The 26,721-nt window shown below is 67.9% G+C and carries 24 protein-coding genes; 19 read left to right on the forward strand and 5 right to left on the reverse strand.

Annotated features, from left to right (window positions below; translation table 11 throughout):
* Nucleotides 1–162: 162 nt before the first annotated feature.
* Together FHX60_RS17980 and FHX60_RS17985 are read left to right on the forward strand one after the other, a co-directional pair.
* On the forward strand, nucleotides 163–1,908 hold the full coding sequence (locus tag FHX60_RS17980) for an IlvD/Edd family dehydratase (RefSeq protein ID WP_183284087.1): 1,746 nt from the start codon (nucleotides 163–165) through the stop codon (nucleotides 1,906–1,908).
* A 76-nt stretch (nucleotides 1,909–1,984) separates the two neighbouring features.
* Nucleotides 1,985–3,328 carry an MFS transporter gene (locus tag FHX60_RS17985; protein ID WP_311729784.1) on the forward strand — a complete coding sequence of 448 codons (1,344 nt, stop codon included), beginning with the start codon at nucleotides 1,985–1,987 and terminating at the stop codon, nucleotides 3,326–3,328.
* Between the two features lie 20 nt (nucleotides 3,329–3,348).
* Here the strand turns inward: FHX60_RS17985 and FHX60_RS17990 are convergent, their stop codons facing one another.
* Nucleotides 3,349–3,585, reverse strand: coding sequence for a hypothetical protein (locus FHX60_RS17990; protein ID WP_112777264.1), 237 nt, complete (start codon nucleotides 3,583–3,585; stop codon nucleotides 3,349–3,351).
* A gap of 219 nt (nucleotides 3,586–3,804) precedes the next feature.
* Here FHX60_RS17990 and FHX60_RS17995 point away from each other — a divergent pair, with 219 nt between their 5' ends.
* Both FHX60_RS17995 and FHX60_RS18000 read left to right on the forward strand, forming a co-directional pair.
* A complete protein-coding gene (locus tag FHX60_RS17995; RefSeq protein ID WP_183284088.1) occupies nucleotides 3,805–4,350 on the forward strand; it encodes a GNAT family N-acetyltransferase in 546 nt (181 codons plus the stop codon).
* A gap of 84 nt (nucleotides 4,351–4,434) precedes the next feature.
* A complete protein-coding gene (locus FHX60_RS18000) occupies nucleotides 4,435–5,553 on the forward strand; it encodes a hypothetical protein (RefSeq protein ID WP_183284089.1) in 1,119 nt (372 codons plus the stop codon).
* A gap of 120 nt (nucleotides 5,554–5,673) precedes the next feature.
* On the opposite strand, the gene FHX60_RS18005 is transcribed toward FHX60_RS18000, so the two are convergent.
* Nucleotides 5,674–5,895 carry a hypothetical protein gene (locus FHX60_RS18005; protein WP_112777266.1) on the reverse strand — a complete coding sequence of 74 codons (222 nt, stop codon included), beginning with the start codon at nucleotides 5,893–5,895 and terminating at the stop codon, nucleotides 5,674–5,676.
* 315 nt (nucleotides 5,896–6,210) lie between these two features.
* Between FHX60_RS18005 and FHX60_RS18010 the strand changes: the two genes are divergently transcribed.
* Complete coding sequence (locus tag FHX60_RS18010; RefSeq protein WP_112777267.1) at nucleotides 6,211–6,756, forward strand: PadR family transcriptional regulator; 546 nt, start codon at nucleotides 6,211–6,213, stop codon at nucleotides 6,754–6,756.
* A gap of 25 nt (nucleotides 6,757–6,781) precedes the next feature.
* Here the strand turns inward: FHX60_RS18010 and FHX60_RS18015 are convergent, their stop codons facing one another.
* Nucleotides 6,782–7,777, reverse strand: coding sequence for an NAD(P)H-dependent flavin oxidoreductase (locus FHX60_RS18015; RefSeq protein WP_183284090.1), 996 nt, complete (start codon nucleotides 7,775–7,777; stop codon nucleotides 6,782–6,784).
* 69 nt (nucleotides 7,778–7,846) lie between these two features.
* Nucleotides 7,847–8,278 (reverse strand): nuclear transport factor 2 family protein, encoded by a 432-nt coding sequence (locus FHX60_RS18020; RefSeq protein ID WP_183284091.1) that lies wholly within the window; start codon nucleotides 8,276–8,278, stop codon nucleotides 7,847–7,849.
* A 213-nt stretch (nucleotides 8,279–8,491) separates the two neighbouring features.
* Between FHX60_RS18020 and FHX60_RS18025 the strand changes: the two genes are divergently transcribed.
* Together FHX60_RS18025 and galE are read left to right on the forward strand one after the other, a co-directional pair.
* On the forward strand, nucleotides 8,492–9,514 hold the full coding sequence (locus tag FHX60_RS18025; protein WP_183284092.1) for a tyrosine-type recombinase/integrase: 1,023 nt from the start codon (nucleotides 8,492–8,494) through the stop codon (nucleotides 9,512–9,514).
* A 156-nt stretch (nucleotides 9,515–9,670) separates the two neighbouring features.
* On the forward strand, nucleotides 9,671–10,690 hold the full coding sequence (gene galE, locus FHX60_RS18030; protein ID WP_183284093.1) for a UDP-glucose 4-epimerase GalE: 1,020 nt from the start codon (nucleotides 9,671–9,673) through the stop codon (nucleotides 10,688–10,690).
* 81 nt (nucleotides 10,691–10,771) lie between these two features.
* Here galE and FHX60_RS18035 read toward each other — a convergent pair whose 3' ends face one another.
* Nucleotides 10,772–11,080, reverse strand: a complete 309-nt coding sequence (locus tag FHX60_RS18035; protein ID WP_092316127.1) for an H-NS histone family protein — start codon at nucleotides 11,078–11,080, stop codon at nucleotides 10,772–10,774.
* A gap of 544 nt (nucleotides 11,081–11,624) precedes the next feature.
* Here FHX60_RS18035 and FHX60_RS18040 point away from each other — a divergent pair.
* The 12 genes from FHX60_RS18040 (at nucleotide 11,625) to cheA (ending at nucleotide 26,697) form a co-directional block, all read left to right on the forward strand.
* A complete protein-coding gene (locus FHX60_RS18040; RefSeq protein WP_183284094.1) occupies nucleotides 11,625–13,460 on the forward strand; it encodes a methyl-accepting chemotaxis protein in 1,836 nt (611 codons plus the stop codon).
* A gap of 114 nt (nucleotides 13,461–13,574) precedes the next feature.
* On the forward strand, nucleotides 13,575–15,548 hold the full coding sequence (locus tag FHX60_RS18045; protein ID WP_183284095.1) for a putative bifunctional diguanylate cyclase/phosphodiesterase: 1,974 nt from the start codon (nucleotides 13,575–13,577) through the stop codon (nucleotides 15,546–15,548).
* Between the two features lie 176 nt (nucleotides 15,549–15,724).
* Complete coding sequence (locus FHX60_RS18050; protein WP_115682248.1) at nucleotides 15,725–16,117, forward strand: response regulator; 393 nt, start codon at nucleotides 15,725–15,727, stop codon at nucleotides 16,115–16,117.
* Between the two features lie 146 nt (nucleotides 16,118–16,263).
* Nucleotides 16,264–16,740, forward strand: coding sequence for a chemotaxis protein CheW (locus tag FHX60_RS18055; RefSeq protein ID WP_112777275.1), 477 nt, complete (start codon nucleotides 16,264–16,266; stop codon nucleotides 16,738–16,740).
* Between the two features lie 118 nt (nucleotides 16,741–16,858).
* Nucleotides 16,859–18,502: a methyl-accepting chemotaxis protein gene (locus FHX60_RS18060; protein WP_183284096.1), complete on the forward strand. Its 1,644-nt coding sequence runs from the start codon at nucleotides 16,859–16,861 to the stop codon at nucleotides 18,500–18,502.
* Nucleotides 18,503–18,618: 116 nt separating this feature from the next.
* Nucleotides 18,619–20,460, forward strand: a complete 1,842-nt coding sequence (locus FHX60_RS18065; protein WP_183284097.1) for a methyl-accepting chemotaxis protein — start codon at nucleotides 18,619–18,621, stop codon at nucleotides 20,458–20,460.
* Nucleotides 20,461–20,468: 8 nt separating this feature from the next.
* Nucleotides 20,469–21,203, forward strand: a complete 735-nt coding sequence (locus FHX60_RS18070) for a DUF4088 family protein (protein ID WP_112777277.1) — start codon at nucleotides 20,469–20,471, stop codon at nucleotides 21,201–21,203.
* Nucleotides 21,204–21,684: 481 nt separating this feature from the next.
* Nucleotides 21,685–22,002: a flagellar transcriptional regulator FlhD gene (gene flhD, locus FHX60_RS18075; protein WP_092316109.1), complete on the forward strand. Its 318-nt coding sequence runs from the start codon at nucleotides 21,685–21,687 to the stop codon at nucleotides 22,000–22,002.
* Nucleotides 21,999–22,604, forward strand: coding sequence for a flagellar transcriptional regulator FlhC (flhC, locus tag FHX60_RS18080; protein WP_183284098.1), 606 nt, complete (start codon nucleotides 21,999–22,001; stop codon nucleotides 22,602–22,604). The genes flhD and flhC overlap by 4 nt, the downstream gene beginning before the upstream one ends.
* Before the next feature lie 119 nt (nucleotides 22,605–22,723).
* Nucleotides 22,724–23,587, forward strand: a complete 864-nt coding sequence (gene motA / locus FHX60_RS18085) for a flagellar motor stator protein MotA (protein WP_092316107.1) — start codon at nucleotides 22,724–22,726, stop codon at nucleotides 23,585–23,587.
* A 34-nt stretch (nucleotides 23,588–23,621) separates the two neighbouring features.
* Entirely contained in the window at nucleotides 23,622–24,626 is a 1,005-nt protein-coding gene (motB, locus tag FHX60_RS18090) for a flagellar motor protein MotB (RefSeq protein ID WP_183284099.1), read from the forward strand.
* Between the two features lie 52 nt (nucleotides 24,627–24,678).
* Nucleotides 24,679–26,697 (forward strand): chemotaxis protein CheA, encoded by a 2,019-nt coding sequence (gene cheA / locus FHX60_RS18095; RefSeq protein WP_183284100.1) that lies wholly within the window; start codon nucleotides 24,679–24,681, stop codon nucleotides 26,695–26,697.
* Nucleotides 26,698–26,721: the final 24 nt, after the last annotated feature.

The following is a 26,721-nucleotide window of genomic DNA, read 5'->3' on the forward strand; positions in this document are numbered from 1 at the left end:
ACTCTTCATTAGTAGCATATCGGCCAGCTGCATACACTCCGTCCGACAAATAACAACGAACGGAGACAGCCTGGTTGCGCCGCCATGATGCGATGCCGCTGGATCCGTCGTCCCTGCCATCTTCGCCGCCGGGCCCCGGCGGCCCCTCGCACCAGGAACAACATGTCGGATTCCAAGGACAAGCAACGCAAGCCGCTGCGCTCGACGGCGTGGTTCGGCACCGCCGACAAGAACGGCTTCATGTATCGCAGCTGGATGAAGAACCAGGGCATTCCCGACCACGCCTTCGACGGGCGCCCGGTGATCGGCATCTGCAACACGTGGTCGGAACTCACGCCATGCAACGCCCACTTCCGCAAGCTGGCCGAGCACGTCAAGCGTGGCGTGTATGAAGCCGGAGGCTTCCCGGTCGAATTCCCGGTGTTCTCCAACGGCGAATCCAACCTGCGCCCGACCGCGATGCTGACGCGCAACCTGGCCGCGATGGACGTGGAAGAAGCGATCCGCGGCAACCCCATCGATGCGGTGGTGCTGCTGACCGGCTGCGACAAGACCACGCCCGCGCTGCTGATGGGCGCGGCCAGCTGCGACGTGCCGGCCATCGTCGTCACCGGCGGGCCGATGCTCAACGGCAAGCTCGACGGCAAGGACATTGGCTCGGGCACCGCGGTGTGGCAGCTGCATGAATCGCTGAAGGCGGGCGAGATCAACCTGCACCAGTTCCTGTCGGCCGAGGCCGGCATGTCGCGCTCGGCCGGCACCTGCAACACCATGGGCACCGCCTCGACCATGGCCTGCATGGCCGAGGCCCTGGGCACCTCGCTGCCGCACAATGCCGCGATTCCCGCGGTCGATTCGCGCCGCTACGTACTGGCGCACATGTCCGGCATCCGCATCGTCGAGATGGCGCGCGAGGACCTGACGCTGTCGAAGATCCTGACGCGCCAGGCGTTCGAGAACGCGATCCGCGTCAACGCCGCGATCGGCGGCTCGACCAACGCCGTGATCCACCTGAAGGCGATCGCCGGGCGCATCGGCATGCCGCTGGAGCTGGAAGACTGGAGCAACGTGGGGCGCGACACGCCGACCATCGTCGACCTGATGCCGTCGGGCCGCTTCCTGATGGAAGAGTTCTACTACGCCGGCGGCCTGCCCGCGGTGCTGCGCCGCATGGGCGAGGCCGGCCTGCTGCCGCATCCGGGCGCGCTGACCGTCAACGGCAAGGCGATCTGGGACAACGTCAGGGATGCGCCGATCACCAACGACGAAGTCATCCGCCCGCTGGACCAGCCGCTGATCCGCGACGGCAGCATCCGCATCCTGCGCGGCAACCTGTCGCCGCGCGGCGCCGTGCTCAAGCCGTCGGCGGCGACGCCCAGGCTGCTGCGCCACCGCGGCCGCGCGGTGGTGTTCGAGAACCTGGAGCATTACAAGGAGCGCATCGTCGACGAGTCGCTCGAGGTCGACGAGAACTCGGTGCTGGTGCTCAAGCGCTGCGGGCCGCGCGGCTACCCGGGCATGGCCGAGGTCGGCAACATGGGCCTGCCGCCGAAGCTGCTGCGCCAGGGCATCAAGGACATGGTGCGCATCTCCGACGCGCGCATGAGCGGCACCGCCTATGGCACCGTGGTGCTGCACGTGGCGCCGGAAGCTGCCGCCGGCGGGCCGCTGGCGATCGTGCGCGACGGCGACTGGATCGAGCTCGACTGCGAGGCCGGGCGCCTGCACCTGGATATCGATCCCGCCGAGTTCGAACGCCGCATGGCCGACGTGCAGCCGCTGCAGGCGCCCGCCGACGGCGGCTATCGCAAGCTCTACGTCAACCACGTGCTGCAGGCGGACGAGGGCTGCGACCTCGACTTCCTGGTCGGCTGCCGCGGACGCGAGGTGCCGCGCCACTCGCACTGATCCACCCGGTTGCATTGAAGGCGCGCGGCCCCGGCGGTGCGCGCGCGACCCCTTACAAGAACAGAGGAGACTAGCCATGCAAGGCACACAGACCGCGCCGCTGGCGCGCGCCGTCCCAGGACAGGAAACCGGCGCACAGGCGCAGGAAGAGACCCGCATCATCGGCATGCTGGTGCGCCGGCTGATCCCGTTCCTGGCGCTGATCTACGTGGTGGCGTATATCGACCGCTCGGTGGTCGGCTTCGCCAAGCTGCACATGAACGCGGCCATCGGCATCAGCGATGCGGCGTACGGCCTGGGCGCGGGTTTGTTCTTTATCGGCTATTTCTTGTGCGAGGTGCCCAGCAACCTGGCGCTGGAACGCTTCGGCGCGCGCCGCTGGTTTGCGCGCATCCTGTTCACCTGGGGCGTGATCACCATGGCGATGGCGTTCACGCAGGGCGCGCACAGCTTCTACGTGCTGCGCTTCCTGCTGGGCGCGGCCGAGGCCGGCCTGTACCCGGGCATCCTGTACTTCCTGACCAAGTGGTTCCCGATGCGCCATCGCGCGCGCATCATCGGACTGCTGGTGCTGGCCCAGCCGATCGCGCTGATCATTACCGGACCGATTGCCGGGCTGGTGCTGTCGACGCAGGGGCTGTTCGGCATGTCCAACTGGCAGACGCTGTTCGTGCTGAGCGGCCTGCCGGCCGTACTGCTGTGCCTGCCGACGCTGCGCATCCTGCCGGAATCGCCCGCCAGCGCCGCATGGCTGGCATCGGCCGACCGCGCCTGGATCGAGCGCGAACTCGCCGCCGACCAGGCCGCCTACGCGCTCAAGCCGCACGGCAACCCGCTGCAGGCGCTCAAGGACAAGCGCGTGCTGCTGCTGTCGCTGCTGTTCCTGCCGTTCCCGCTGAGCATCTACGGGCTGTCGCTGTGGCTGCCGACCATCATCAAGCAGTTCGGCGTGACCGATGCCATGACCGGCCTGCTGTCAGCGGTGCCCTACCTGTTCGCCGTGGTCGGCCTGTACCTGGTGCCGCGCCACTCGGACCGCAAGGGCGAGCGCTACGGCCACATCGTGGTGGTGTCGGGGATGGCTGCGATCACCATGGCGCTGAGCGCATGGGTGCAGTCGCCGGTGCTGCAGTTCCTGTTTATCTGCCTGACCGCGTTCTCGATCTATTCGATCCAGGCGGTGGTGTGGGCGCTGCCCGGCGAATTCCTCACCGGCGCCAGCGCCGCGGTGGGCATCGCCACCATCAACTCGCTGGCCAATCTGGGCGGTTACTTCGGGCCCTATGGCATCGGCGTGATCAAGGACGCCACGGGCAGCCTCGCGGCCGGGCTGTACTTCCTGGCGGCAATGCTGCTGTTTGCGGTAGGGATGGCCTTCGTGGTGCGCGCGGCGCTGCGGCCGGCGGCGGGGCGGGCCTGACCGGGCCGCCGCCCACCGGATCAGGGCCGCCGCTTCTTCCATTCGTAGTCGGGCGGCGGATCGGCCGCCCCGGCACGGCCGACCGAGTCGGGGTTTTCCGAGCACAGCGTGACAAAGCTGACCGGCTCGCCAGCGTGCTGGCGCTGGCGCAGCGCCTCGGTAAAGCGCAGCGCTTCGCGCATGGCATCGCTGGGGAAAGACTGCGCATGCGGCGTCAGTCCGGTGCCGAGGGCTTCGGACCAGTAGACCATGTACATAAGGCTTCCTTTTGCTTGGCAGAGCTTGCCCGGCTTGCTGCAACCTTCGTTCCCGCTGCCGCGGCGGCGCGCAAGGGAATGCCGGGTGTACCGGGGCTCCCGATTGCAAACCCTTCCTGCGCCTTTTGCAAGCTTTGGCATGTCGCGGGCACAATGGGCGCTTGCCGCGCGCCCCTGCACCCAGGCACGGATGCCGCTGTGCCTTCTTGGTCTCGTCCCATGCCCGATATTGCGCTGATACCTGCCACCGCCGCCGATGCCGACCGGCTTGCCGCCATGCACGCCGCCAGCTGGCAGCACACCTATCCCGGCATGCTGCCGGACGCTTACCTGCGCGTGCACGCCTTCCCCGAACGCCTGGCGGCCTGGCGCGCGCGTATGCACGACGGCGCCGATGGTCCGGCCGAGGTCACGCTGGCGCTGGTCGACGGCGTGACCGCCGGCTTTGCCTGCCTGCTGCCGCAGGCCGACTCGCGCTTCGGCATTTACCTGGACAACCTGCATGTCCTGCCGGGCTACCATGGCCAGGGACTCGGCAAGCGGTTGCTGGCGCATTGCGCGCAACGCGTTGCGCAAGGCTGGCCGGGGCAGCCGCTGTTCCTCTATGTGCTGGAGGCCAATACGCAGGCGCGCGAGTTCTACCAGCGGCTGGGCGGCACGGAGTCGGAACCGTTCGAGGACGATTTCCATGGACCCGGCCTGCGCGTGATGGTGCGGCGCGTGACCTGGCCCGACGTGGCGGCGCTGGCCGCGCGGCTCGCGTAAGGCAGCATGGCGGCGCGGCGGGCGTTGCCATGCCGCGCGCCACTGGCCTACCATCGCCGGCATGCCAACCGGAGACCACCCGCCATGACGCCATCGATCGCCCACCCGCAGCCCATCCGTGCGCATCTGGCACGCGCCCTGGCCGCCGCCGCCCTCGCGATGCTGGCCGGCTGCGCCGGTACGCCAGCAGCGCCGCCCGTCGCGGGCAAGGCCGCCGCTCCCTCGCAGTGGCAGCGCGTGCATCTTGGCGCCGGCTATGACTTCCCCGTCTATGCCAACCACCGGCTCGACGGCGACCTGTCAAGCATCCGCGAAGTCGTGCTGGTCCAGCATGGCTTGCAGCGCAACGGCGATGATTACTATGCCGCCGGCGCGGCACTGCTGAAGGCCAGCGGCCGCAACCCGGACGAGGTGCTGCTGGTCGCGCCGAATTTTGCCGGCACGCCGGACGGGAACAAAGGCTTTGCCGGCATGCCGCACTGGTCGGTGCAGGGCTGGATCAGCGGCGAGGATGCGGTCGAGGGGCCGGCTCGCGTTAGCTCGCTGCAGGTGCTGGACGATCTGCTCGCGTTTTTCACCGACAAGGCGCGGTTGCCGCAGGTGCGCAAGGTGACGGTGGCCGGCCACTCCGGCGGCGCGCAGATCGTGCACCGCTACGCGGTGCTCAACAATGTCGACGAGCGCATCCGCGCCGGCGGCATCGACCTGCGCTATGTCGTGGCCAATCCGTCGTCGTATCTGTATTTCACACCGGTGCGGCCGGCTGGCGCCGACGGCAAGTCGTTCGCGCCGTATGACCGGGTCCGTTGCCCGGACTACGACAAATACCGCTACGGCATGCAGGACATGGTGCCGTATGCCAAAGGCGCCGACGGCATGGCGCTGTACCGGCGCTATGCCGGGCGCGAGGTCACCTATCTGGCCGGCACCGAGGACAACGATCCCAACCACCGCGTGCTGGACAAATCGTGCGGCGCCGAGGCCGAGGGTCCCACGCGGCTGCAGCGTGCGCGCGGCTACCTGCGCTACGAGCGTTACCTCGCCGGCCCGGGCCTGGTCATCCGCCACCAGGCGTATGAAGTCGTGGGCGTCGGGCACGACCAGGCGCGCATGTTCGGTTCGCAGTGCGGGGCGCGAGCCGTGTTCGGCATGCCCGAGGCAGCCAATGGCGGCGGTGCGGCCTGCCGTGCGCCGCAGCCCTGAGGCCGGCACGCGCCGATACCGTCACGCCAAGAAAAAACCCGCGAAGTTCGCGGGTTCAAGTCCCTGCCCGCAGGATCGGGCTCGGAGGAGACAACCACAGGGAAACAGTGGCGTGCGCAATCAGCGCAGGTTGTATTTGACGACCTGTTCTTCGACGCCGACAAAACGTACCAGCTGGCGCAGGCCGCTGGGATATTCCTTGATATGGTGCCCGTCAGGCGTATCGGGCAGGCGGTAATAGACTGGGGCCTTTTCGTGCAATGGCGCCAGCAGGCCGAGCGGGCGCGCGGCGGCCTCCCAGGGCACGTCGCGGTCTTCGGCTAGCAGGATTCTTCCGGTCATGGACACACTCCAAAGTTCTGCATGGTGCGGCCGGGGGCGGATCGTTTTTGCTCGCACAGCTTCAATGTATGGAATGTATGGCACATCGGCCGGAAATGCCATTCAGCGTTTTTTAATTCTGTCTGGCGGGAAATTTCTTAACTGACAAAATCGACGAATATATCGTTACCCGCCATATTGCGCCGGCGCCTTTCGGGCACCGGCGCGGCATTGCGCTACCATAGCGCCAGTTTTTGAAAGTGCGGTGACCGGCGCGCCTGCCGGCACGCTGCGCTGTCCGAATCCACTCCGATAATCCCCGCGCCCAGCAGACGCATGTCGACCCAGCACGCCTTGTTGATCTCCCTGATCGAAAAGCCTTCGTCCGGTTACGACCTGGCGCGGCGCTTCGACCGCTCCATCGGCTATTTCTGGCATGCCACGCACCAGCAGATCTATCGCGAACTGGGCCGCATGGCGGACAACGGGTGGATTGCCGCCGATGAAAGCGACGGCGCCGAAAACGACGGTGGGCCCGACCGGCGCAACCGCAAGAAGGTCTACCGCGTGTTGCCCGCGGGCCGTGAAGAACTGGCGCGCTGGGTGCTGGCGCCGGGCGCGGGCCTGGACCAGCGCGAGGAGATCCTGGTCAAGCTGCGCGCCGATGCGGTGATCGGGCCGCTCGGCCTGGGCGACGAGATGCGGCGCTTGATCGCGCTGCACCGCGCCCGTCTCGAGACCTACCTGGCCATCGAGCGGCGCGATTTCTCGGCGCCGGACATGGACCGCGCGCAACAGCTGCGCTATACGCTGCTGCAGCGCGGGATCCGCTTCGAAACCGACTGGGTAGCCTGGGGCGAGGCCCTGCTGCCGCTGCTGTAGCGCGCCGGCGCAAGGGCCTGCGCGCTCAGGCCAGGTCGACCGCGCGCGTGCCGGCCGGGCTGGCTTCGCCCAGGCCCAGGCGGCGGCGCGCCAGCGCGTATTCCTCGGCAAAGCGGCGCACCAGCTCGGCGGCGGGCACCACGCGCTTGATCGCGCCGACGCCCTGGCCAGCGCCCCAGATATCCTTCCACGCCTTCACGCTGGTCGAGCCGAAGTTCATCTTCGACGGGTCCGATTCCGGCAGCGCGTTCGGGTCCAGCCCGGCGCGCTCGATGCTGCCGCGCAGGTAGTTGCCGTGCACGCCGGTAAACAGGTTGGAATACACGATGTCGTTGGCATTGCTGTCGACGATCATCTGCTTGTAGCCGTCCTGCGCGTTGGCCTCCTGCGTGGCGATAAAGGCCGAGCCGATATAGGCCAGGTCGGCGCCGGCGGCCTGCGCGGCCAGGATGGCGTCGCCGCTGGAGATGGCGCCCGACAGCAGCAGCGGGCCGTCGAACCATTCGCGGATCTCGTGCAGCAGCGCGAACGGCGACAGCGTGCCGGCATGGCCGCCCGCGCCGGCGGCCACGGCCACCAGGCCGTCCGCGCCTTTTTCGATCGCCTTGCGCGCGAAGGCATTGTTGATGACGTCATGCAGCACGATGCCGCCGTACGAGTGGACCGCGTCGTTGACTTCCTTGCGCGCCCCCAGCGACGTGATCACGATCGGCACCTTGTAGCGCACGCACAGTTCCAGGTCATGCTCGAGCCGGTCGTTGGACTTGTGCACGATCTGGTTGACCGCGAACGGCGCCGACGGGCGCTCCGGGTGCTTCGCGTCGTGCTCCGCCAGCTCGGTGGTGATGCGGTCCAGCCATTCCTCCAGCTTGGGCGCCGGGCGCGCGTTCAGCGCGGGGAACGAGCCGACCACGCCGGCCTTGCACTGGGCGATGACCAGGTCGGGGTTGGAGATGATGAACAGCGGCGAGCACACCACCGGCAGCGAAAGCCGGTTCTGAAGCTGGACGGGAAGGGCCATGGGGAAGTCTCCTGGGTAATTCCGATGGATTCGGTGAAGCGATGCGGTGGCGCTGTCGGCTGGCGCGCGTCAGGCGGCGCCGGTCAGCAGGTGTTTCTGGCTGGCCAGGCGCGCGGCCATGGCGGCGGCCAGCGCCTCCAGGCCGGAGCGCGGGCGCACCATGACCTCGAACTCCGCAATCCGGCCGGCGTCGTCGAAGCGGATCATGTCGATGCCCTTGAGCGCCTTGCCCTCCACGCTGGCGCTGAACTCCAGCACCACGCTGTGGCCGTCCTCGCTGACAAAGCTGCGGTGGTAGCGGAAGTCCTGGAACACCTGGTTCACGGTGGTCAGCACCAGCGCGATAGCGGCGCGGCCGGGGTACGACGTGTGCGCGACCGGCGAGCGGAACACCACCTCATCGGCGACGATGGCATCGAGCCCGGCCATCGACTGGGTGGCGATCATCTGGTGCCAGGCGTCGAGCGAAGCCTGGGCGGCGGGGAGCAGGGCAGTGGTCACGGGGTCTCCTGGCAGGGCGCGGTAGGTTGCTGCAATCTCGTTCCGATCATGTGCAAACTCTATGCAACCAGTTGCATAGTGGATCGAAAGGTAGCACGCCGCGTGGCCCGCTGCAAGGTCGGCACGCGCCTGGCGGCGCGCAGTGACGCGTTGTCTACAATAGTCGGGATCGTCCGCCGGCCGCCGGCCTGATGCGGCAGAGCAGGAGAATCCGTGACCACCAAGCCCAGTGCCGCCCAGCTCGAGCAGGCGGCCTTGTTCGATGCCGACCTGGCCGCCTGGGGCGACCACCCCGAGCGCGCGTTCGACGGCTGGCTGGCGCAGCACGGTTTTCGCCACGGCACCAGCGTGGTCTACCGCGCCATGTGGGGCAAGCTGCTGCGCTGGTCGGCCGAGCGCGGCCTGCCGCCGCTGAGCTGGTCCGCCGAGCAGATCGGCGAATTCCTGGACGCGCAGCAGTTGCACAAGTCGCACCGCTACCGCTATGCGCGGCTGATCGAACGGGTGTTCCACCACCTGTCCCGCCTGCGCGAGGGCATGCACAACCCCGGCAGCCAGGCGGTGCGCGCCCATCTGGCCGAGGGCGAGAACGATCCCACCGCCTTCCTGCTGCCCGGCGAGCGCGACCTGCTGGTGGCGCGCATCCTCGGCCCGGCCGGCGCGCCGGGCGGCGACACCGGCGCCGCGGCGTCGCCGACGCAATGGAAGCGCGCGCGCGACGCGGCGCTGCTGGCCGTGCTGCTCGGCGGCGGCCTGAAGGTGGCCGAGGCGCGCGCGCTGCGCATCGACGTGATCGCCGATGGCGCGCCCGGGCGGATGGCGCTGCGCATGGTGCGCCCGGACAACGGCCGCGCCTACACGGTGCCGCTGTTCCCGCTGGCGCATGCGCCGCTGCGTGCCTGGCTGGCGCTGCGCGAGGCCTCCGGCACGCTCGGCAGCCTGGTGTTTCCGGCCATGCCGACGGGGCGGCCGATGCATGCGGCGTCGGTCTACCGGCGCGTGGAAATCCTGCTGGATGAAGCCGGCGTGCTTGCCGGGCGCAGCGAACGCGCGTCGCCGCAGACCCTGCGCAATACCTGCGCGGCCATGCATTTCGAGGCCGGCACGGCGCCCGCCGAGGTGGCGCAGTGCCTGGGCATGCGCGACCTGGAATCGGGCTGGCGGCTGCGGGCGGCGTATGAGGCCTGGCAGGCGCGGGCGGGGCTGGTGGCGCCGGCTTCCGCAGCCTCTGACTGACGCCGTAAGCGGAGGCGGCTGGCAGGGCGCCATGGCGCATCGTGGATAATAGATACCTTCCCGCGCCCGGCATGGCAGTCAAGTTATTTATCGCGCACACGGCGCACCCGCTGCCATCCGCAAAACGCTGAACCGAATCGATCGACGCCAATACCCATGCCTGAAACCCTGCTGCTGACCGGTGCCACCGGCTATATCGCCTCGCATACCTGGGTCGCGCTGCTCAATGCCGGCTACCACGTGATCGGCCTGGATAATCTGTGCAACAGCAGCCCGGCCGTGATCGAGCGGCTCGCTACCATTACCGGCCAGACTCCGCATTTCGTGCCGGGCGACGTGCGCGACCGCGCGCTGCTGGACCGGCTCTTTGCCGAACACCGCATCAGCGCGGTGATTCATTTTGCCGCGCTCAAGGCGGTGGGCGAATCGGTCAGCCAGCCGCTGGCCTATTACAGCAACAACCTCGACGGCCTGCTGACGGTGTGCGCGGCAATGGGCGCGGCGGGGGTGAAACAACTGGTGTTCAGTTCTTCGGCCACGGTTTATGGCAATCCCCACACCGTGCCGATCCTGGAAGATTTCCCGTTGTCGGCGACCAACCCCTATGGCCAGACCAAGCTGATGGGCGAGCAAATCCTGCGCGACCTGGAAAAATCGGATCCGGCATGGCGCATTGCCTACCTGCGTTATTTCAATCCGGTGGGCGCGCATGAAAGCGGCCTGATCGGCGAGGATCCGCGCGGCATTCCCAACAACCTGATGCCTTATGTGGCGCAGGTGGCGGGCGGGCGCCGCGAGCAACTGATGGTATTCGGCGGTGATTACCCCACCGTGGACGGCACCGGGGTGCGCGACTATATCCACGTCTGCGACCTGGCCGACGGCCATCTGGCGGCGCTTAATTATCTGCGCCAACAGGGCCGCGGCATGACCGTGAACCTGGGCACCGGCCGCGGCTACAGCGTGCTGGAGGTGGTGCAGGCCTACCAGCGCGCCAGCGGCAGGCCGGTGCCGTACCAGATCGTGGCGCGGCGCCCCGGCGATATCGCCGCCTGCTATGCCGACCCGGCGCTGGCCAATGAACTGCTGGGCTGGCGCGCGCAGCACGACCTCGACCGCATGTGCCAGGACTCATGGCGCTGGCAGTCGATGAACCCGCACGGCTTCGACGCCTGACCCGGCCAGGTTTTCCGCCACGCAAAACAAAAACGCCACGGATGTCTCCGTGGCGTTTTGCCGTCTGCCGGATCGCGCGCTTCAGCGGATCAGGAAGTCTTCCACCGATTTGCCCTGGGCCAGGGCCTGGGTCAGCCAGCCCGGACGCTTGCCGCGGCCGGTCCAGGTATTGCCGGCGTTGTCGCGATAACGCACCGGCACCTTGCGGTTGACCGCCTTCTTGCCGGCCGGGGCCTTCGCGCCAAAACCAAGGTCTTCCGCGGTCAGGCCATATTGCTCGATTTTCTCGCGAATATCCGCGATCACCGCGGATTGTTCGCGCGCCTTGATTTCCTCGGCTTGCTTCTGCAGTTCGCTGATTTTCTGAACGATTTCCTGATACGTCGCCATTGCGTCCTCGGTTTCCGGTGATTGAATTGCGCTGGGTGCGCTGGGGGGCGGGGTAAATGCTGAAAACAATTATAACGGGCCGGATGCCGGCTGCAAATCCCGGTCGCGTAATCCCGGGCGGTTTTTGCGAAAATTCTTGCTGCTGATAATTGTGTGAACTTTCAGTGTCAGGGCGAGTCGCCGCGGATTTTGCCGCGCGCTGGCGGGACTGATAGGCGGGCAGCGGTGCCGAAATCCCGGCGGTATTCGCTACCGTCCCGCCTGTCGCCGTTGTGTGCGGATACCGGCCATGACATTAAATCGCCCCGGCATTTACGGACAGGCGGCAACTCCGTTTCAGGCCATACAGCCAGCCAAAGCTCCCTACGTGGCTGATATCCGACATGGCGTTTATCGCCGATTCACCATAACCGTGCGCACCGGGCTGCGACTCAAGGATGAAGGGGGCGCGCCGTTATCCGGGCAGGGCGGATCAATGCGGCAACGATCCTGCCGGACCGGGGCAAGGGGTGTGTCCCGCGGATTGCCAGAGTCTTATTTCATCATGTCCTTCCACAACAATATTCAGATCAAGACCCTGCTACGGGGCGCCATGGGAATCCTGTCGCTGCTGCTGTTGCTGGTCGGCGGCGCCGGCCTGTACGGCATCTCGCAGAGCAACGACGCGCTCAAGGAAACCTATGCCAACCAGCTTGGCTCGACCATCGCGCTCAGCGACGCGATGCTGGCGACCACGCGCATGCGCCTGGCGCTGGACCGCAACGTGATGCAGGGCGAGCAGGACGATCCCAAGGTCAACGTAGACCGCTCGCGGGTGTTCGTGGAGGCGTCGGAGGCGGCATGGAAGCGCTATCTGAGCCTGCCGCAGAATGCCGAGGAAACAGCCCTGGCAACGGAACTGGGCAAGCAGCGCCAGGCGTTCATGGAGCAGGGCGTGCTGCCGCTGCAGGCGGCGTCGCTGGCGGGCAACCAGGAAGAGGCGGTGCGGCTGGCGAAGAAGGTGCTGCCTGACCTGCAACGCAGCATGTCGAGCGCGCACGAGAAGCTGCAGAAGTTCCAGATGGCGGCGGGCGAGGCCAATTTCGGCGCGGCGCAGGCCCGCTTTGCGCGCATCCGCATGCTGTCGATCGTGATGATGGTGCTGGGCCTGGCGATTGCCGCGCTGTGCACGGTCACGCTGAACCGCGCCATCGTCGCGCCGGTGCAAGAGGCGCTGGCGGTGTTCGAGCGCATCGCCCGCGGCGACCTGACCGCACGCATCACCAGCATCTCGAAGAACGAGATCGGGCGCATGATGCAGGCGCTGGCCGCGATGCAGTCGAGCCTGTCGGGCATCGTCGCCGAGGTGCGCAGCGGCGCGGATTCGATGGCGTCGGCCACGCAGCAGATTTCCACCGGCAACCTGGACCTGTCGCAGCGCACCGAGGAACAGGCCTCGTCGCTGGAGGAAACCGCCGCGAGCATGGAAGAGCTGACCACGGTGGTGCGCCAGAATGCCGACAATGCGCGCCAGGCCGGCGTGCTGGCGGGCGAGGCCTCGCAGATCGCGCTCAAGGGCGGCGAGGTGGTGGGCCGCGTGGTCGACACCATGAACGAGATCAACGGTGCCTCGCGCAAGGTGGTGGAAATCATCAGCGTGATCGAGGGCATTGCCTTCCAGACCAATATCCTGGCGCTCAATGCCGCGGTGGAAGCTGCCCGCGCCGGCGAGCAGGGGCGCGGCTTTGCCGTGGTGGCGGGCGAGGTGCGCAGCCTGGCGCAACGCTCGGCCTCGGCCGCCAAGGAGATCGAGGCGCTGATCAGCGAGTCGGGCCAGCGCGTGGAGAGCGGCACCCGCCTGGTGGCCGAAGCCGGCCAGACCATGGGCGAGATCGTGCAGGCGGTGCGCCGGGTCACGGACATCATGAACGAGATCGGCGCCGCCTCGCAGGAGCAGACCAGCGGCATCGAGCAGGTCAGCCAGGCCGTGACGCAGATGGACCAGGTGACGCAGCAGAACGCCGCGCTGGTCGAAGAGGCCGCGGCGGCGGCAGGCGCGCTGGAAGAGCAGGCGCAGAAGCTGAAGAACGTGGTCTCGGTGTTCACGGTCGGTGCCGCGGCGGCACCGGCGGCGGCAGCGAGCACCGGGGCAAGGGCCACGGCGAAAGCGCCGGCATATACTGCGCCGGCTACGCCCGCCAGCGCCGGCGCGAGCCGTGGCACGCGCACCACGGCGCCGCTCCGGCCTGCCGGTGCGCCCGCGGGCAAGCCGGCAAACGGCGCCGCAAGCAGCGCCGCAACCAGCGCCGCAACCAGGGCCGCAAACAGCGCGGCAAACCGGCCCGCAGCGAGGCCGGCCGTCGCCGCGGCCGGCGGCGATGATGACTGGAGCGCGTTCTGACCCCTGCGTTCGAGTCATTGCCTTGTTCACACGGCGACTGCAAGATGACATGATGCGGGGTTTGCCCCGCGTCCTGATCGTCTTCGCGCATTTTCTTCATCATCGCGCAGCCCAATGATTGCCCTGAGTTCCGTCCTGTTGCTGCTGGCTGCCCTGCTGGGCGTAGCCGCCGCCCTCGGCGTTCGCGCCGGGCGCGCGGACCAGCCGGCCGGCAGCCGGTCGCTGCGCGTACTGACGTGGTCGGCGGCGCTGTTGTCGCAATTGAGCATCGGCCTGCCCGTGCTGGTGGTGGGCCTGTCGGGCAGCGTGCCGGCCGTCAACGACACGGCGCAGCTGGCGGCCAGCTTTGCCGCCGCGGCGGCGGCCACCACGGCGGTCAAGCTGCTGGTGCAGTGGCTGCGCCAGGGCGCACGCCTGTGGCGCGGCGCGGCGCTGATGGCGGTGGTGGCCGGGGCCGGGCTGGTGGCGGCCGCCGGCACGCACCTGGGCCGCTCGTGCGGCGCCGGCACCGTGACCGCGCGCGATTGCATCGACGCCGCCGGCCTGCCGCACCCGGCCTGGCTGGCGGGCGGGCTGACCGCGCTGTGCGCGCTGCTGTTCGCCGTCCACCGGGCGCAGTCGCGCGGCTGGCTGCCGGCGCCGGCGCGCGCCGAAGCCACGCTGGCCGACGAACTTGCCGATGACCTGCCGGTGCTGCATCGCGGCGCCGAGCCGCGGCTGGCGCGGCGTGGCGCGCGCATTCCCGGGCGCCCGGGCCGCCTGACCGTGCGTGCCGGCGCGCGCGGGCAGGACACCGTTGGCGAATACAGCGTGGCGACGGTAATGCCTGACCGCGTGGCGTTCGGCCGCTGGCTGGACCAGGCCATCGGCCAGGCCCGCCTGGCCGAGACCGGCTGCGCCGTGCTGCTGATCCATATCGCCGATTACCGCGAAGTCGACGAGGTGTTCGAGGTCCGCGCCGACGATATCCTGGCCCAGGACGCCGGCGCGCTGGCGCAGGCGGTGCTGGAGCCGCACGACTTCCTGGCGCGGCTGGCGCGCGACGAATTTGCCGTGGGCGTGCCCGAGCTGGTCCACCATGGCCGCGCGCAGGAACTTGGCTCGCGCATGCTGGGCTCGCTGGCGGAGTTCATCGCCGCGCGCGGGCTGCAGATGCAGATCGGCGTGAATATCGGCATTGCCATCTATCCGCGCGACGCGCATACCTCCGAAACGCTGATGCAGGCCGCCCGCGTCAGCCTGGCCGAAGCACGCCAGAGCGGCTCGAACCAGGTGCGCCTGTTCAACAGCGCCGCCGGCGAGCGCGCGCGCCGCACCCGCGTGATCCGGCGCGATCTGTGGGTGGCGATCCAGGACGATACCCTGTCGCTGCAGTTCCAGCCCAAGTACGACGCGCGCCGGCGCACCGTGGTCGGCGCCGAGGCGCTGTGCCGCTGGCGCCATCCCGCGCTGGGCCAGGTCAGCCCCGCCGAGTTCATCGCCGTGGCCGAGCAGTCGGGCCAGATCGACAAGCTCGACGACTGGGTCCTGACCAGCGTGTGCCGCCAGGTACGCCAGTGGCGCGACGCCGGCGTGCCGACCGTGCCGGTGGCGATCAATGTCTCGGGGCTGCGCTTTGCCAGCCGCAACTTCCCGCAATACCTGCTGGAGCAGATCCACCAGCACGACATCCCGCCCTCGGCGATCACGCTGGAGATCACCGAGACCGCGGCGATGAAGGACATCGGCAAGTCGCTGGAAACGCTGGCCGAGCTGCAATCGCTCGGCATCCAGGTGGCGCTGGACGATTTCGGCAGCGGCTATTCCAGCCTGGGCTATCTCAAGCGGCTGCGCGTGGGCACGCTCAAGATCGACCGCACGCTGATCGGCGGGCTCGATACCGATGCGCAGGGCCGCGCCATCGTCGGCTCGATGGTGGCGCTGGCGCACGAGCTGCGCATGAAGGTGGTGGCCGAAGGCGTGGAATCGGCCTCGCAGCTGGAGATTCTCAACGAGATGGGGTGCGACGAGGTGCAGGGGTACCTGTTGTCGCTGCCGCTGGACGCCGCCGGCTTCAGCGAGGCCCTGCGCGCGCAGTCCGCGGCCTGATGTCGCCTGTTGCCTGCTGACGGCTAAAGCCTGAGCGCCGCGCCGCCGATAACCGGTCTGGCAGGCTGGCCCGCGTCGGCGCCAGCCCTGCGCCGGCCCGTCCGTCGCCGGCCGCGTTGCCCGTGCCATCGATCTTCCTGGCGGACCCACCCGTTCCTGCACCTCCGGAGGCGCCCATGTCATTGCCCAGCATCCTCGTCGTCGACGATTCTCCCTCGCTACGCCGCATGATCGGCGCCTGCCTGCGCGCCGGAGGATTCGACGTGACCGAGGCCGCGGACGGCGACCAGGCGCACGCGCTGGCGGTCGCGGGCAGCTTCGGCATGCTGGTCACCGACCAGGTCATGCCGGGCATGGACGGCCTCACGCTGATCCGCAGCCTGCGCGCCACGCCGCGCTACGCGCGCATGCCCATCCTGATGCTGACCACCGAGCAGGACGGCAGCATCCGCGAACAGGCGCGCGCCGCGGGCGCGTCGGGCTTCCTGCCCAAGCCGTTCGACCCGGACGGGCTGATGCAGGCCGTGGCGGCGCTGCTGGACGCGGCACCCCCTACGTCGGAAGGGTAAGGAAAGACCCGGCGCCGCCCTTCAATCCCCCCGGATCCTGCCGTAAACACTGGTGGGCGAAGTCATGCCCCGGCGCAGCTGGCGGCCTGCCCAGGCCGTTGCGGCGCCAGAGAAACCAGCATGAGCCAAATTTGGGGGGCTAGACGATGCAGCACATCGACAAGGCAGACGGCGCGGGCGAGGAGTTCCTGGCCTTTACCCTCGGCCGCGAGGAATACGGCGTCGATATCCTGAAGGTGCAGGAGATCCGCGGCTACGAGTCGGTCACCCAGATCGCGAATGCGCCCGACTACATCAAGGGCGTGATCAACCTGCGCGGCATCATCGTGCCGATCATCGACCTGCGCATCAAGTTCCGCCAGCCCAACGTCAGCTACGACCAGTACACGGTCGTGATCATCGTCGACCTGAACGAGCGCACCACCGGCATCGTGGTGGACGGCGTCTCCGACGTGCTCACGCTGAGCGCCGCGCAGATCAAGCCCACGCCGCACTTCTCCGGCGAACTGGCGACCGACTACATCCGCGGCCTGGGCTCGGTCGAGCAGCGCATGCTGATCCTGGTCGATATCGAGAAGCTGCTCAATACCGAAGAACTGGCCGCGCTGGAAGCGGTGTCCTGATCCTGCCGCAGCGCCCCCCGCCGTCCGGCACGCGCCACCCGCGCGCCGGACCGAACCCGCCCGCGGTGCGCCCGCATGGATCCATGCGGCGCGCCACAGGCAAGCAGTACCGACATAGATGCGAAACAACCAACCCGTCACGCAGCGCGAGTACCCGCTGTCTCCGTCCGACTACCTGATCTCGCGCACCGACCTCAAGGGCCGTATCACCTTTGCCAACCGCACCTTTATCGAGGCCAGCGGCTTTACGGCGGAAGAACTGCTGGGCGCGCCGCATAACCTGGTGCGCCATCCCGACATGCCGCCCGAGGCGTTTGCCGACCTGTGGCAAGACCTGCAGGCCGGACGCACGTGGATGGGCGTGGTCAAGAACCGCCGCAAGAACGGCGACTTCTACTGGGTCAATGCGACCGTGACGCCCACGCGCGTCGAAGGCCGCGTGGTGGGCTACACCTCGGTGCGCTCGATGGCGACGCGCGAGCAGGTGCAGGCCGCGGGCGCCGCCTATGCGCGCTTTCGCGCCGGACGTGCCGACGGGCTGGCGATCCGCCATGGCGCGGTGGTGCGCACCGGCCTGCGTGGCATCGCGCAGCGGCTGCTGCGGCTGAACCTGAAGCGCCGCATCCTGTGGGCCCAGGCCGGCGGCCTGGTGTGGTTCCTGGCCGCGCTGGTCGCGGTGGAAGCGCTGGGCGGCACGGGCGCCGCCACCTTGCGGCCGTGGCTGTGGGGCGGCTTTGCGCTGGCGCTGGCGTCGTCCTTCGCCGCCGGCACCATGCTGCTGGCGCGCGTGAACCGGCCGGTGCGCGACATGCTGGACTTTGCGCTGCGCATGGGCGCCGGCGACCTGACCACGCGCTTCGAGCACCGCAGCGCCGACGAGATCGGCGCGCTGGCCCAGGCGATGCAGACCATGCAGCGCAGCCTGCTGTCGGTGGTGCATGAGATCCAGGAAGGCATGGCCAGCATCTCGACGGCGACGCGCCAGGTGGCGGCGGGCAACAACGACCTGTCGCAGCGCACCGAGCAGCAGGCGGCGTCGCTGGAGCAGACCGCGTCGAGCATGGAAGAGCTGACCAGCACGGTGCGCCAGAACGCGGACAACGCGCGCCAGGCCAGCGGGCTGGCGGCGAATGCGTCCGACACCGCGCTGCGCGGCGGCGAAGTGGTGGGCCGGGTGGTGCAGACCATGGACGAGATCAACGATGCCTCGAAGAAGATCGTCGACATCATCGGCGTGATCGAAGGCATTGCGTTCCAGACCAACATCCTGGCGCTGAACGCCGCGGTGGAAGCCGCGCGCGCCGGCGAGCAGGGCCGCGGCTTCGCGGTGGTGGCGGGCGAGGTGCGCAGCCTGGCGCAGCGCAGCGCCAACGCCGCCAAGGAGATCAAGGGCCTGATCGGCGACACCGTTGAGCGCGTCGACAACGGCTCGGCACTGGTCGGCCAGGCCGGCCAGACCATGGAAGAGATCGTGCAGGCGGTGAAGTCGGTCACCGACATCATGGCTGAGATCAGCGCGGCGTCGGCCGAGCAGAGCTCGGGCATCGAGCAGGTGAACCAGGCGGTGGCGCAGATGGACGAGGGTACGCAGCAGAACGCGGCGCTGGTCGAAGAAGCGGCCGCCGCGGCGGGCGCGCTGGAAGAACAGGCGCTGCGGCTGCGCGATGCCGTGGCGACCTTCCGCGTCAGCATGCAGGCGGAGGTGCGCCCGCAGCGCCAGCCCGCGCATGCGCGCGGCGATGCGGTGCTGGCACGGGCCTAGGCACGGTACCAGCGCGGTTGGGATCGAAGTGAAGGCAGCCGCGGCGTACCGCGCTGCCAGCGTACACAGGGCGCGGCAGGCCGTGCCCGAGGCTTCAGTTACAAGGGGGAGTTGCTATGCATTGGTTCAATCAATTGCGCGTCACGACCAGGCTGGTTGCCGGATTCCTGGTCGTTGCCGTGATCGGCGCCGTGATGGGGCTGCTGGGCGTCGTCAACATGGGCCGCATGGCCGACTGGACCGGCAAGATCTACCACGACGACCTGCGCGCGCTGAAGGCCGTGCAGGACGCCAACATCAACCTGGTCTACGCCAGCCGCGCGCAGATCGCGCTGCTGTCGGCATCGACCATGGGCGAGCGCTCGGTCGAGAAAGAGCAGATCGCCAAGTCGCTGGCCGCGATGGACGAACGCATCCGCCAGGTGGCGGGCGCCTTCGAGCGGCCGGAGGGCAAGGCGCTGGTCAAGCAGTACCAGGACCTGTCGCCGGCGTTCCGCGCGCGCATGGAAAAGTATGTCGAGCTGGTCACCAAGCAGCCGCTGGATACCTCGCAGTTCGAGAGCCAGGTGTTCTCCGAAAGCGCTGACCTGCTCAAGGACAGCCATGCGCTGGAAGCGGTGATGCTGCAGATGGTCAAGCGCCGCGACGACCGCGCCCGCAACAACATGGAAGAAGCGCGCAGCGTCTATGACGAGACCCGCCTGTGGATGCTGGGCCTGGTGCTGGGCGGCCTGGCGCTGTCGGTGCTGCTGGGCGTGGCGCTGGCACGCGCGCTGTCGCGCCAGCTGGGCGGCGAGCCGGCGTATGCCGCGGCCATCGCCGCACGCATTGCCGAGGGCGATTTCTCCACGCCGGTGACCACGCGCGCCGGCGACAAGAGCAGCCTGGTCTATGCGATGCAGCAGATGCAGCAGCAGCTGTCGCGCATGGTGCGGGATTTCAAGGCCTCGGCCGAATCGATCGGCAGCGCCTCGCGCGAGATTGCCGCGGGCAACAACGACCTGTCGCAGCGCACCGAGCAGCAGGCGGCGTCGCTGGAGCAGACCGCGTCGAGCATGGAAGAGCTGACCAGCACGGTGCGCCAGAACGCGGACAACGCGCGCCAGGCCAGCGGGCTGGCGGCCAATGCGTCCGACACCGCGCTGCGCGGCGGCGAAGTAGTGGGCCGGGTGGTGCAGACCATGGACGAGATCAACGATGCGTCGAAGAAGATCGTCGACATCATCGGCGTGATCGAAGGCATTGCGTTCCAGACCAACATCCTGGCGCTGAACGCCGCGGTGGAAGCCGCACGCGCCGGCGAGCAGGGCCGCGGCTTCGCGGTGGTGGCGGGCGAGGTGCGCAGCCTGGCGCAGCGCAGCGCTAACGCCGCCAAGGAGATCAAGGGCCTGATCGGCGACACCGTCGAGCGCGTCGACAACGGCTCGGCACTGGTTGGCCAGGCCGGCAAGACCATGGACGAGATCGTGCAGGCGGTCAAGCGCGTGACCGACATCATGGGCGAGATCAGCGCGGCATCGGCCGAGCAGAGCTCGGGCATCGAACAGGTGAACCAGGCGGTGGCGCAGATGGACGAGGTGACGCAGCAGAACGCGGCACTGGTGGAGGAAGCCGCCGCCGCGGCGGGCGCGCTGGAAGAACAGGCCAGCCGCCTGCAGTCCGCGGTGGCCACGTTCCGCCTGGCGGCGGAGGACGAGCGCGCGGATCGCTTCGAGGTGTTGCCGGCCGCCGCTGCGGTGCCCGTCAAGGCCCAGCGCGCCGCAGGCGCGGTGCGTGCCATCGCCGCGGGCAAGCGTGCGGCCAAGCTGCCCATGGCCAAGGCGCAAGCCGCCGGCGCCGATGAAGCCCCGCACGACGCGGCCGAGCCGGCGCCAGCCAAGGCCGCGCCGCGTGCAGCGGCGATGACGCCGCGGCCCGCGCTTGCGGCTGCCGACAACGGTGACTGGAGCGCGTTCTGAGTGTTGCCATGACGACCGATATCACCCTGGCCTTGCCGCAAGAGGACGCGGCCAGGCTGCGCAAGGAATTCGACCAGTTCATCGGGGTCTCGACCGGGCTGGACCGCGAGTTCCTGCCGCCCGAGTTCGATGACTTCCTGCGCGCGCGGCTGCTGCAGCATGACGGCCCGCTGACCGAGCGCGCGGTCTCGCGGCTGCTGTCCGGGGGTGAGTACGGCTGGGCGCGCCGCGTGTTCGACAAGCAGTTGCCCAATGCACTCGCGGCGCTGATGCGCGACGCGCAGCGCTTCGGCTTCGGCCTGGCGGTGCAGCCCGGCTGGAGCGGCGAGCAGCGCCTCGCGCATGCGCGCGAATGGGCGGCGCAGGTGCTGGCCGAGTGCGGCGCCGACAGCGCCTATACCGAGGCCCTGGCCACCCAGGTGGCGGCGTCCGCGGAAGACCTGCGCGCGCTGGAAGAGCGCATGCGCACGCCGGCCTGGCGCCTGGCGGAGAGCCTGCGACAGCGGGCCTATGACCTGATGTACGCGCTGCAGACCGAAGACAACGAGGCCACCGGCCGCGCCCGCGTGGGCGAGTTGCGCGGCATGCTGGGGCTGGCGCTGGAGTACGGGTCGATGCAGCCGGACGAGGCCTCGCGCGTGCTGGAGCAGGTCGAGCGCGTACGCCCGGCATTGTTCCGCGAAGCGCCCGACGATGTGTTCGCGCGGCTCGCGAACTGGCTGCGCCGGCTGTTCGGACATTGAAGCTGGCACTGCCGCATCCGTCCCATTCAGGCCGGATATTTTGGACAGTATTACGAACACCATGCGCGGCGATACACTCCGCGCGGCCTTCGTCAATAGAGGAATCCAGCAGGCTACCAAGGCCGTTCCCACGCGTTGATGCGGAGGACGTTCGCTCGTGCTGTCTTGAGCGAAATCAAAAGTCTAACGTGTGACTTGTTACAAAATGTGCGGGTCCAATGTATGTTTCATGCGACATTAGGATCCCCCCCGCGTAAGTAGGGATTGGCATTGCGGGGCGATTGCCGATATAAACGTAACAGTCTTACTTACACTCTGTAACACTTGTAACGGAGTTGATTACAGTTGGACATGGGCGTAGTTCCTTAGTCGTACGTTGTACCCGCCCAGCCGCATGCAAACGATCTGGTCGCCGCGCCCCCCGAGGGCAACGGTAAGCGCCGGACAAGCGGCTACGGTGGGTTTTGGTAGCGGGGATAAATTGGAAAGCAGTGAAGTTCTCCAGGAGATCAGGGAGGTTAACCTCGCCTATCTGCTGCTCGCGCAACGCCTGGTGCGCGAAAACCAGGTCGAAGCCATGTTCCGGCTCGGGGTCAGCAAGGAAATTGCGGATATCCTTGCCAAGCTGACTTCCGCGCAACTCGTCAAGCTGGCGGCATCCAACATGGTGCTGTGCAGGTTCCGCTTCGACGACCACGCGCTTCTGTCTACTCTCACCCACACGGCCAAGAGCCATGACATGCAGCAGATCCACGCCGCGATCCTGCTCGCACGTCAGCCTGTGGAGTCGATCAATTGACCGCGCTCCTGCAGGCCGAGCCTGTCCGTAGCTATACGGCCACTTCCGTTCCCAGCCGCAAGAGCGTGCTCCAGGACGCCAACCAGACCCAGCTCGCCATCGAGCTGATCGGCCTGGGCGCGCGCCTGCAGGTGCTTGAAGCCGAGACCACGCTGTCGCGTGACCGGCTGATCCGCCTGTACAAGGAGCTGCGCGGCGTCTCGCCCCCCAAGGGCATGCTGCCCTTTTCGACGGACTGGTTCACCACCTGGCTGCCGAATATCCACTCGTCTTTGTTCTTCTCTGCCTACCAGTTCATGGTGCAGGAAGGCGAGACCGTGGGCATCCGCGCGGTGGTGGCGGCGTACCGCCTGTACCTCGAGCATGTTTCGCTGCTCGGCGGTGAAATTGTCTTAAGTTTCACGCGGGCCTGGACGTTAGTACGGTTCTTCGAGAGCAACATGCTGCAGCTGTCCCGGTGCACGTGTTGCGGCGGACAGTTTGTCACGCACGCGTATGAGCCGCACGCGAACTTTGTGTGCAGCCTGTGCCGTCCGCCGTCGCGCGCAGGGAAAGTGAAGAAGCTCTCGAAAGACGCCGCCGCCGTGCAGACCAACGCCTGATCCTGGTCAAGGTCCGCCGGCTGGCAAGCTTGCTGCGCTGGCGGACGGATTCTCTCCGTGCGCCCGTGCAACGGGCCAATGAGCGTGGCTGACGCGCGTTTTTAGACGGGGATCCGATCGTGCTAGTAGTTCTTGGCTATGTCGTCGTGGTAGCGGCGGTGCTTGGCGGTTACGCCATGACCGGCGGCCATATGGGCGCGCTGTATCAACCTGCCGAAGTGGTGATCATCGCCGGGGCCGCCCTCGGCGCCTTCATCGCCACCAATACCGGCAAGGCCATCAAGGCCACCGCGCGTGCGCTGCCGGGCCTGTTCAAGAGTTCCAAGTACAAGAAAGAGCTGTACCTGGACGTCATGTCGCTGCTGTACGTGCTGCTGTCCAAGGCGCGGCGCGAGGGCATCCTGTTCCTGGAAAAGGAAATCGCCGATCCCGCCGCCAGCAGCGTGTTCAGCCAGTACCCGCGCATCCTGTCGGATCCGGTGGTGATGGAATTCCTCACCGACTATCTGCGCATGATGGTCAACGGCAACATGAACGCGTTCGAGATCGAGGCCCTGATGGACCACGAGATCGAGACCTTCCGCCATGAAGCCGAGATTCCCGCCCATGCGCTGTCGCGCGTCGGCGATGGCCTGCCGGCGTTCGGCATCGTCGCCGCGGTGATGGGCGTGGTGCATGCGCTGGGCTCGGCCGACCTGCCGCCGGCGGAGCTGGGCGCGCTGATCGCCCACGCCATGGTCGGCACCTTCCTCGGCATCCTGCTGGCCTACGGCTTTATCTCGCCGCTGGCCGCGCGCATCGAGCTGCAGGTGTCCGAGAACGTCAAGGTCTACGAGTGCATCAAGGTGGTGCTGCTGGCCTCCCTGAACGGCTACGCGCCGCTGGTGGCGGTGGAATTCGGCCGCAAGGTGCTGTACTCCACGGTGCGTCCGTCGTTCCTGGAACTGGACGACCACGTGCGTGAAGTCAAGAGCCTGAACTAAGGCAACCGGCAACGCACGCAGCAAGGGGCACCACATGAGCAGCGCACACGATATGCGTCCGATCATCGTCCGCCGGGCGAAGTCGCACGCCCGGCCGCACGGCAACCACAGCTGGAAGATTGCCTACGCCGACTTCATGACGGCGATGATGGCGCTGTTCCTGGTGCTGTGGCTGCTGTCCAGCGCCAACAAGAAGACCCTGGAAGGCATTGCCGAATACTTCCGCATGCCGCTCAAGGTGGCCATCGTCGGCGGCGAGAAGAGCAGCCAGTCGCCCAGCGTGATCCCGGGCGGCGGGCTGGACGCGATGCGCAAGGACGGTGAAGTCATGCGCGCCCGCGACAACGACCCCAGCGACGAACAGCGCCGCAACGAACAGCAGGAAGCGCAGCGCCTGCGCGCGCTCAAGCAGCGCCTGGAACAGATCATCGAGAACAACCCGGTGCTGCGCCAGTTCCGGCCGCAGCTGCTGCTGGACATCACCAGCGAAGGCCTGCGCATCCAGATCCTGGATACGCAGAACCGCCCCATGTTCCGCACTGGCAGCGCCACCGTCGAAAGCTATATGCGCACCATCCTGCGCGAGATCGGCCCGGTGCTGAACGAGCTGCCCAACAAGGTCAGCCTGTCCGGCCACACCGACGCGGCCAACTATTCCAACGGCGAGCGCACCTACAGCAACTGGGAGTTGTCCGGCGACCGCGCCAACGCCTCGCGCCGCGAGCTGATCGCGGGCGGCATGCAGGAAGGCAAGGTGCTGCGCGTGCTGGGCCTGGCCGCGACCATGCCGCTGGACAAGCAGGACCTGCTCGCGCCGATCAACCGCCGCATCAGCATCGTGGTGCTGAACCAGAAGGCGCAGGCGCGCTTTGAAGCCGAGAACGCCAGCGCCGCCGAGGTCACGGTGGCGGCGCAGTCGGGCAAGGCCGCGCAGGAGATGCAGGCAGGGCTGGCGGCAGCCTCCGCACCGGCAGCAACACCCGCAGCAACACCGGCAGCAACACCGGCAGCAGCGCCGGCCCCGGGCAGCAAACCATGACGCAGGGCCGCCGCAGCGTGCCGTGCGCCGTAACCAAGTGAATCAGGACGCCATGTCTGTCGATATCGATATCACTCAGTTTTACCAGACCTTCTTCGAGGAAGCGGAAGAGCTGCTCGTCGAAATGGAGCAGCTGCTGCTCGGCCTGGACATCGAGGCGCCCGATCCCGAGCATCTGAACGCGATCTTCCGCGCCGCGCATTCGATCAAGGGCGGCGCCGCCACCTTCGGCTTCGCGGCGCTGACCGAGACCACCCATATCTTCGAGAACCTGCTGGACCGCACGCGTCGGCAGGAACTGGCGTTGACCAGGACCATCATCGACACCTTTCTGGAAACCAAGGACGTGTTGCAAGACCAGCTCAACGCCTACCGCAACGGCACCGAACCCGATCCGGAAACGCTGAAGCGCATCTGCGCCGTGCTGCAGCAGCTGGCACAGGAAGCCGCCGGCCATGACGCGGCCCCGGCGCCCGTTGCCGCGCCGGCACCCGCACCGGTTGCTGCCGCCGCGCCCGCGGCCGCGCCCGCCGCCGGCGGCCTGAAGATCCGGCTGATCAAGGTGTCGGCGTCGGACCAGGCGCTGCTGCGCGAAGAGCTGGCCAACCTGGGCGAGATCACCGGGCAGCAAGAGACCAGCGGTGAACTGGTGGTGTGGCTCAACACCCAATGCAGCGCCGACGACATCATCGCGGTGTGCTGCTTCGTGATCGACAGCGACCAGATCGCGATCGAAGCCGCAACCGATGCGCCGGAACCGGCTGCGGCCCAGGTTGCCGCTCCCGCGCCCGCTCCGGTGGCCGCGGCCCCGGCCCCGGCCGCCCCGGCCGCCCCGGCCGCGCGTGAAAAAGCCAAGGCCGCGCCGGCCCCCGCGCCCGCGCACGGCGAAGGCTCGATCCGCGTACCCACCGAGAAAGTCGACCAGATCATCAACCTGGTGGGCGAACTGGTGATCACGCAATCCATGCTGGCGCAGACCGCATCGTCGCTGGACCCGGTGCTGTTCGACCGCCTGTTCTCCGGCATGGGCCAGCTCGAGCGCAACGCGCGCGACCTGCAGGAAGCGGTGATGTCGATCCGCATGATGCCGATGGACTATGTGTTCTCGCGCTTCCCGCGGCTGGTGCGCGACCTGGCAAGCAAGCTCGGCAAGCAGATCGACCTGGTCACGTTCGGCAAGGCCACCGAGCTGGACAAGAGCCTGATCGAACGCATCATCGATCCGCTCACGCACCTGGTGCGCAACAGCCTGGACCACGGCATCGAGACCCCCGACAAGCGCGTGGCCGCCGGCAAGGACCCGACCGGCCAGCTGATCCTGTCCGCGCAGCACCACGGCGGCAATATCGTCATCGAGGTCAGCGACGACGGCGGCGGCCTGAACCGCGAGCGCATCCTGGCCAAGGCCATCCAGAACGGCCTGCCGGTATCCGAGACCATCACCGATGAAGAAGTCTGGCAGCTGATCTTCGCGCCGGGCTTTTCCACCGCCGAGGTCATTACCGACGTGTCCGGCCGCGGCGTGGGCATGGACGTGGTCAAGCGCAACATCCAGGAGATGGGCGGGCACGTGCAGATCAGCTCGCGCCCGGGCCTGGGCACCACCATCCGCATCGTGCTGCCGCTGACGCTGGCCATCCTGGACGGCATGTCGGTCAAGGTGGGCGAAGAGACCTTCATCCTGCCGCTGAACTGCGTGATGGAGTCGCTGCAGCCCAAGGCCGAAGACGTCCATACCGCGGCCAACTCGGACCGCGTCATGCACGTGCGCGGCGAATACCTGCCGCTGCTGGAGATGCACCGCGTGTTCAACGTGGCCGGCGCGCTGCAGGAGCCCACGCAGGGCATTGCCGTGATCCTGCAGGCCGAAGGCAAGCGCTTCGCGCTGCTGGTGGACCAGCTGATCGGCCAGCACCAGGTGGTGCTGAAGAACCTGGAAACCAACTACCGCAAGGTGCCGTGCATTTCCGCGGCCACCATTCTTGGCGACGGCAGCGTGGCGCTGATCGTCGATGTCGGCGCGCTGCAGCGCACCGGCGTGCGCCGGCAGGAACCGGCGCTGCAGCAGTAATCGTCCCATCACAGGAGAACAAGA

The organism is Cupriavidus alkaliphilus (assembly GCF_014191175.1).
In the GTDB taxonomy this organism is placed as follows: Bacteria; Pseudomonadota; Gammaproteobacteria; order Burkholderiales; family Burkholderiaceae; genus Cupriavidus; species Cupriavidus alkaliphilus.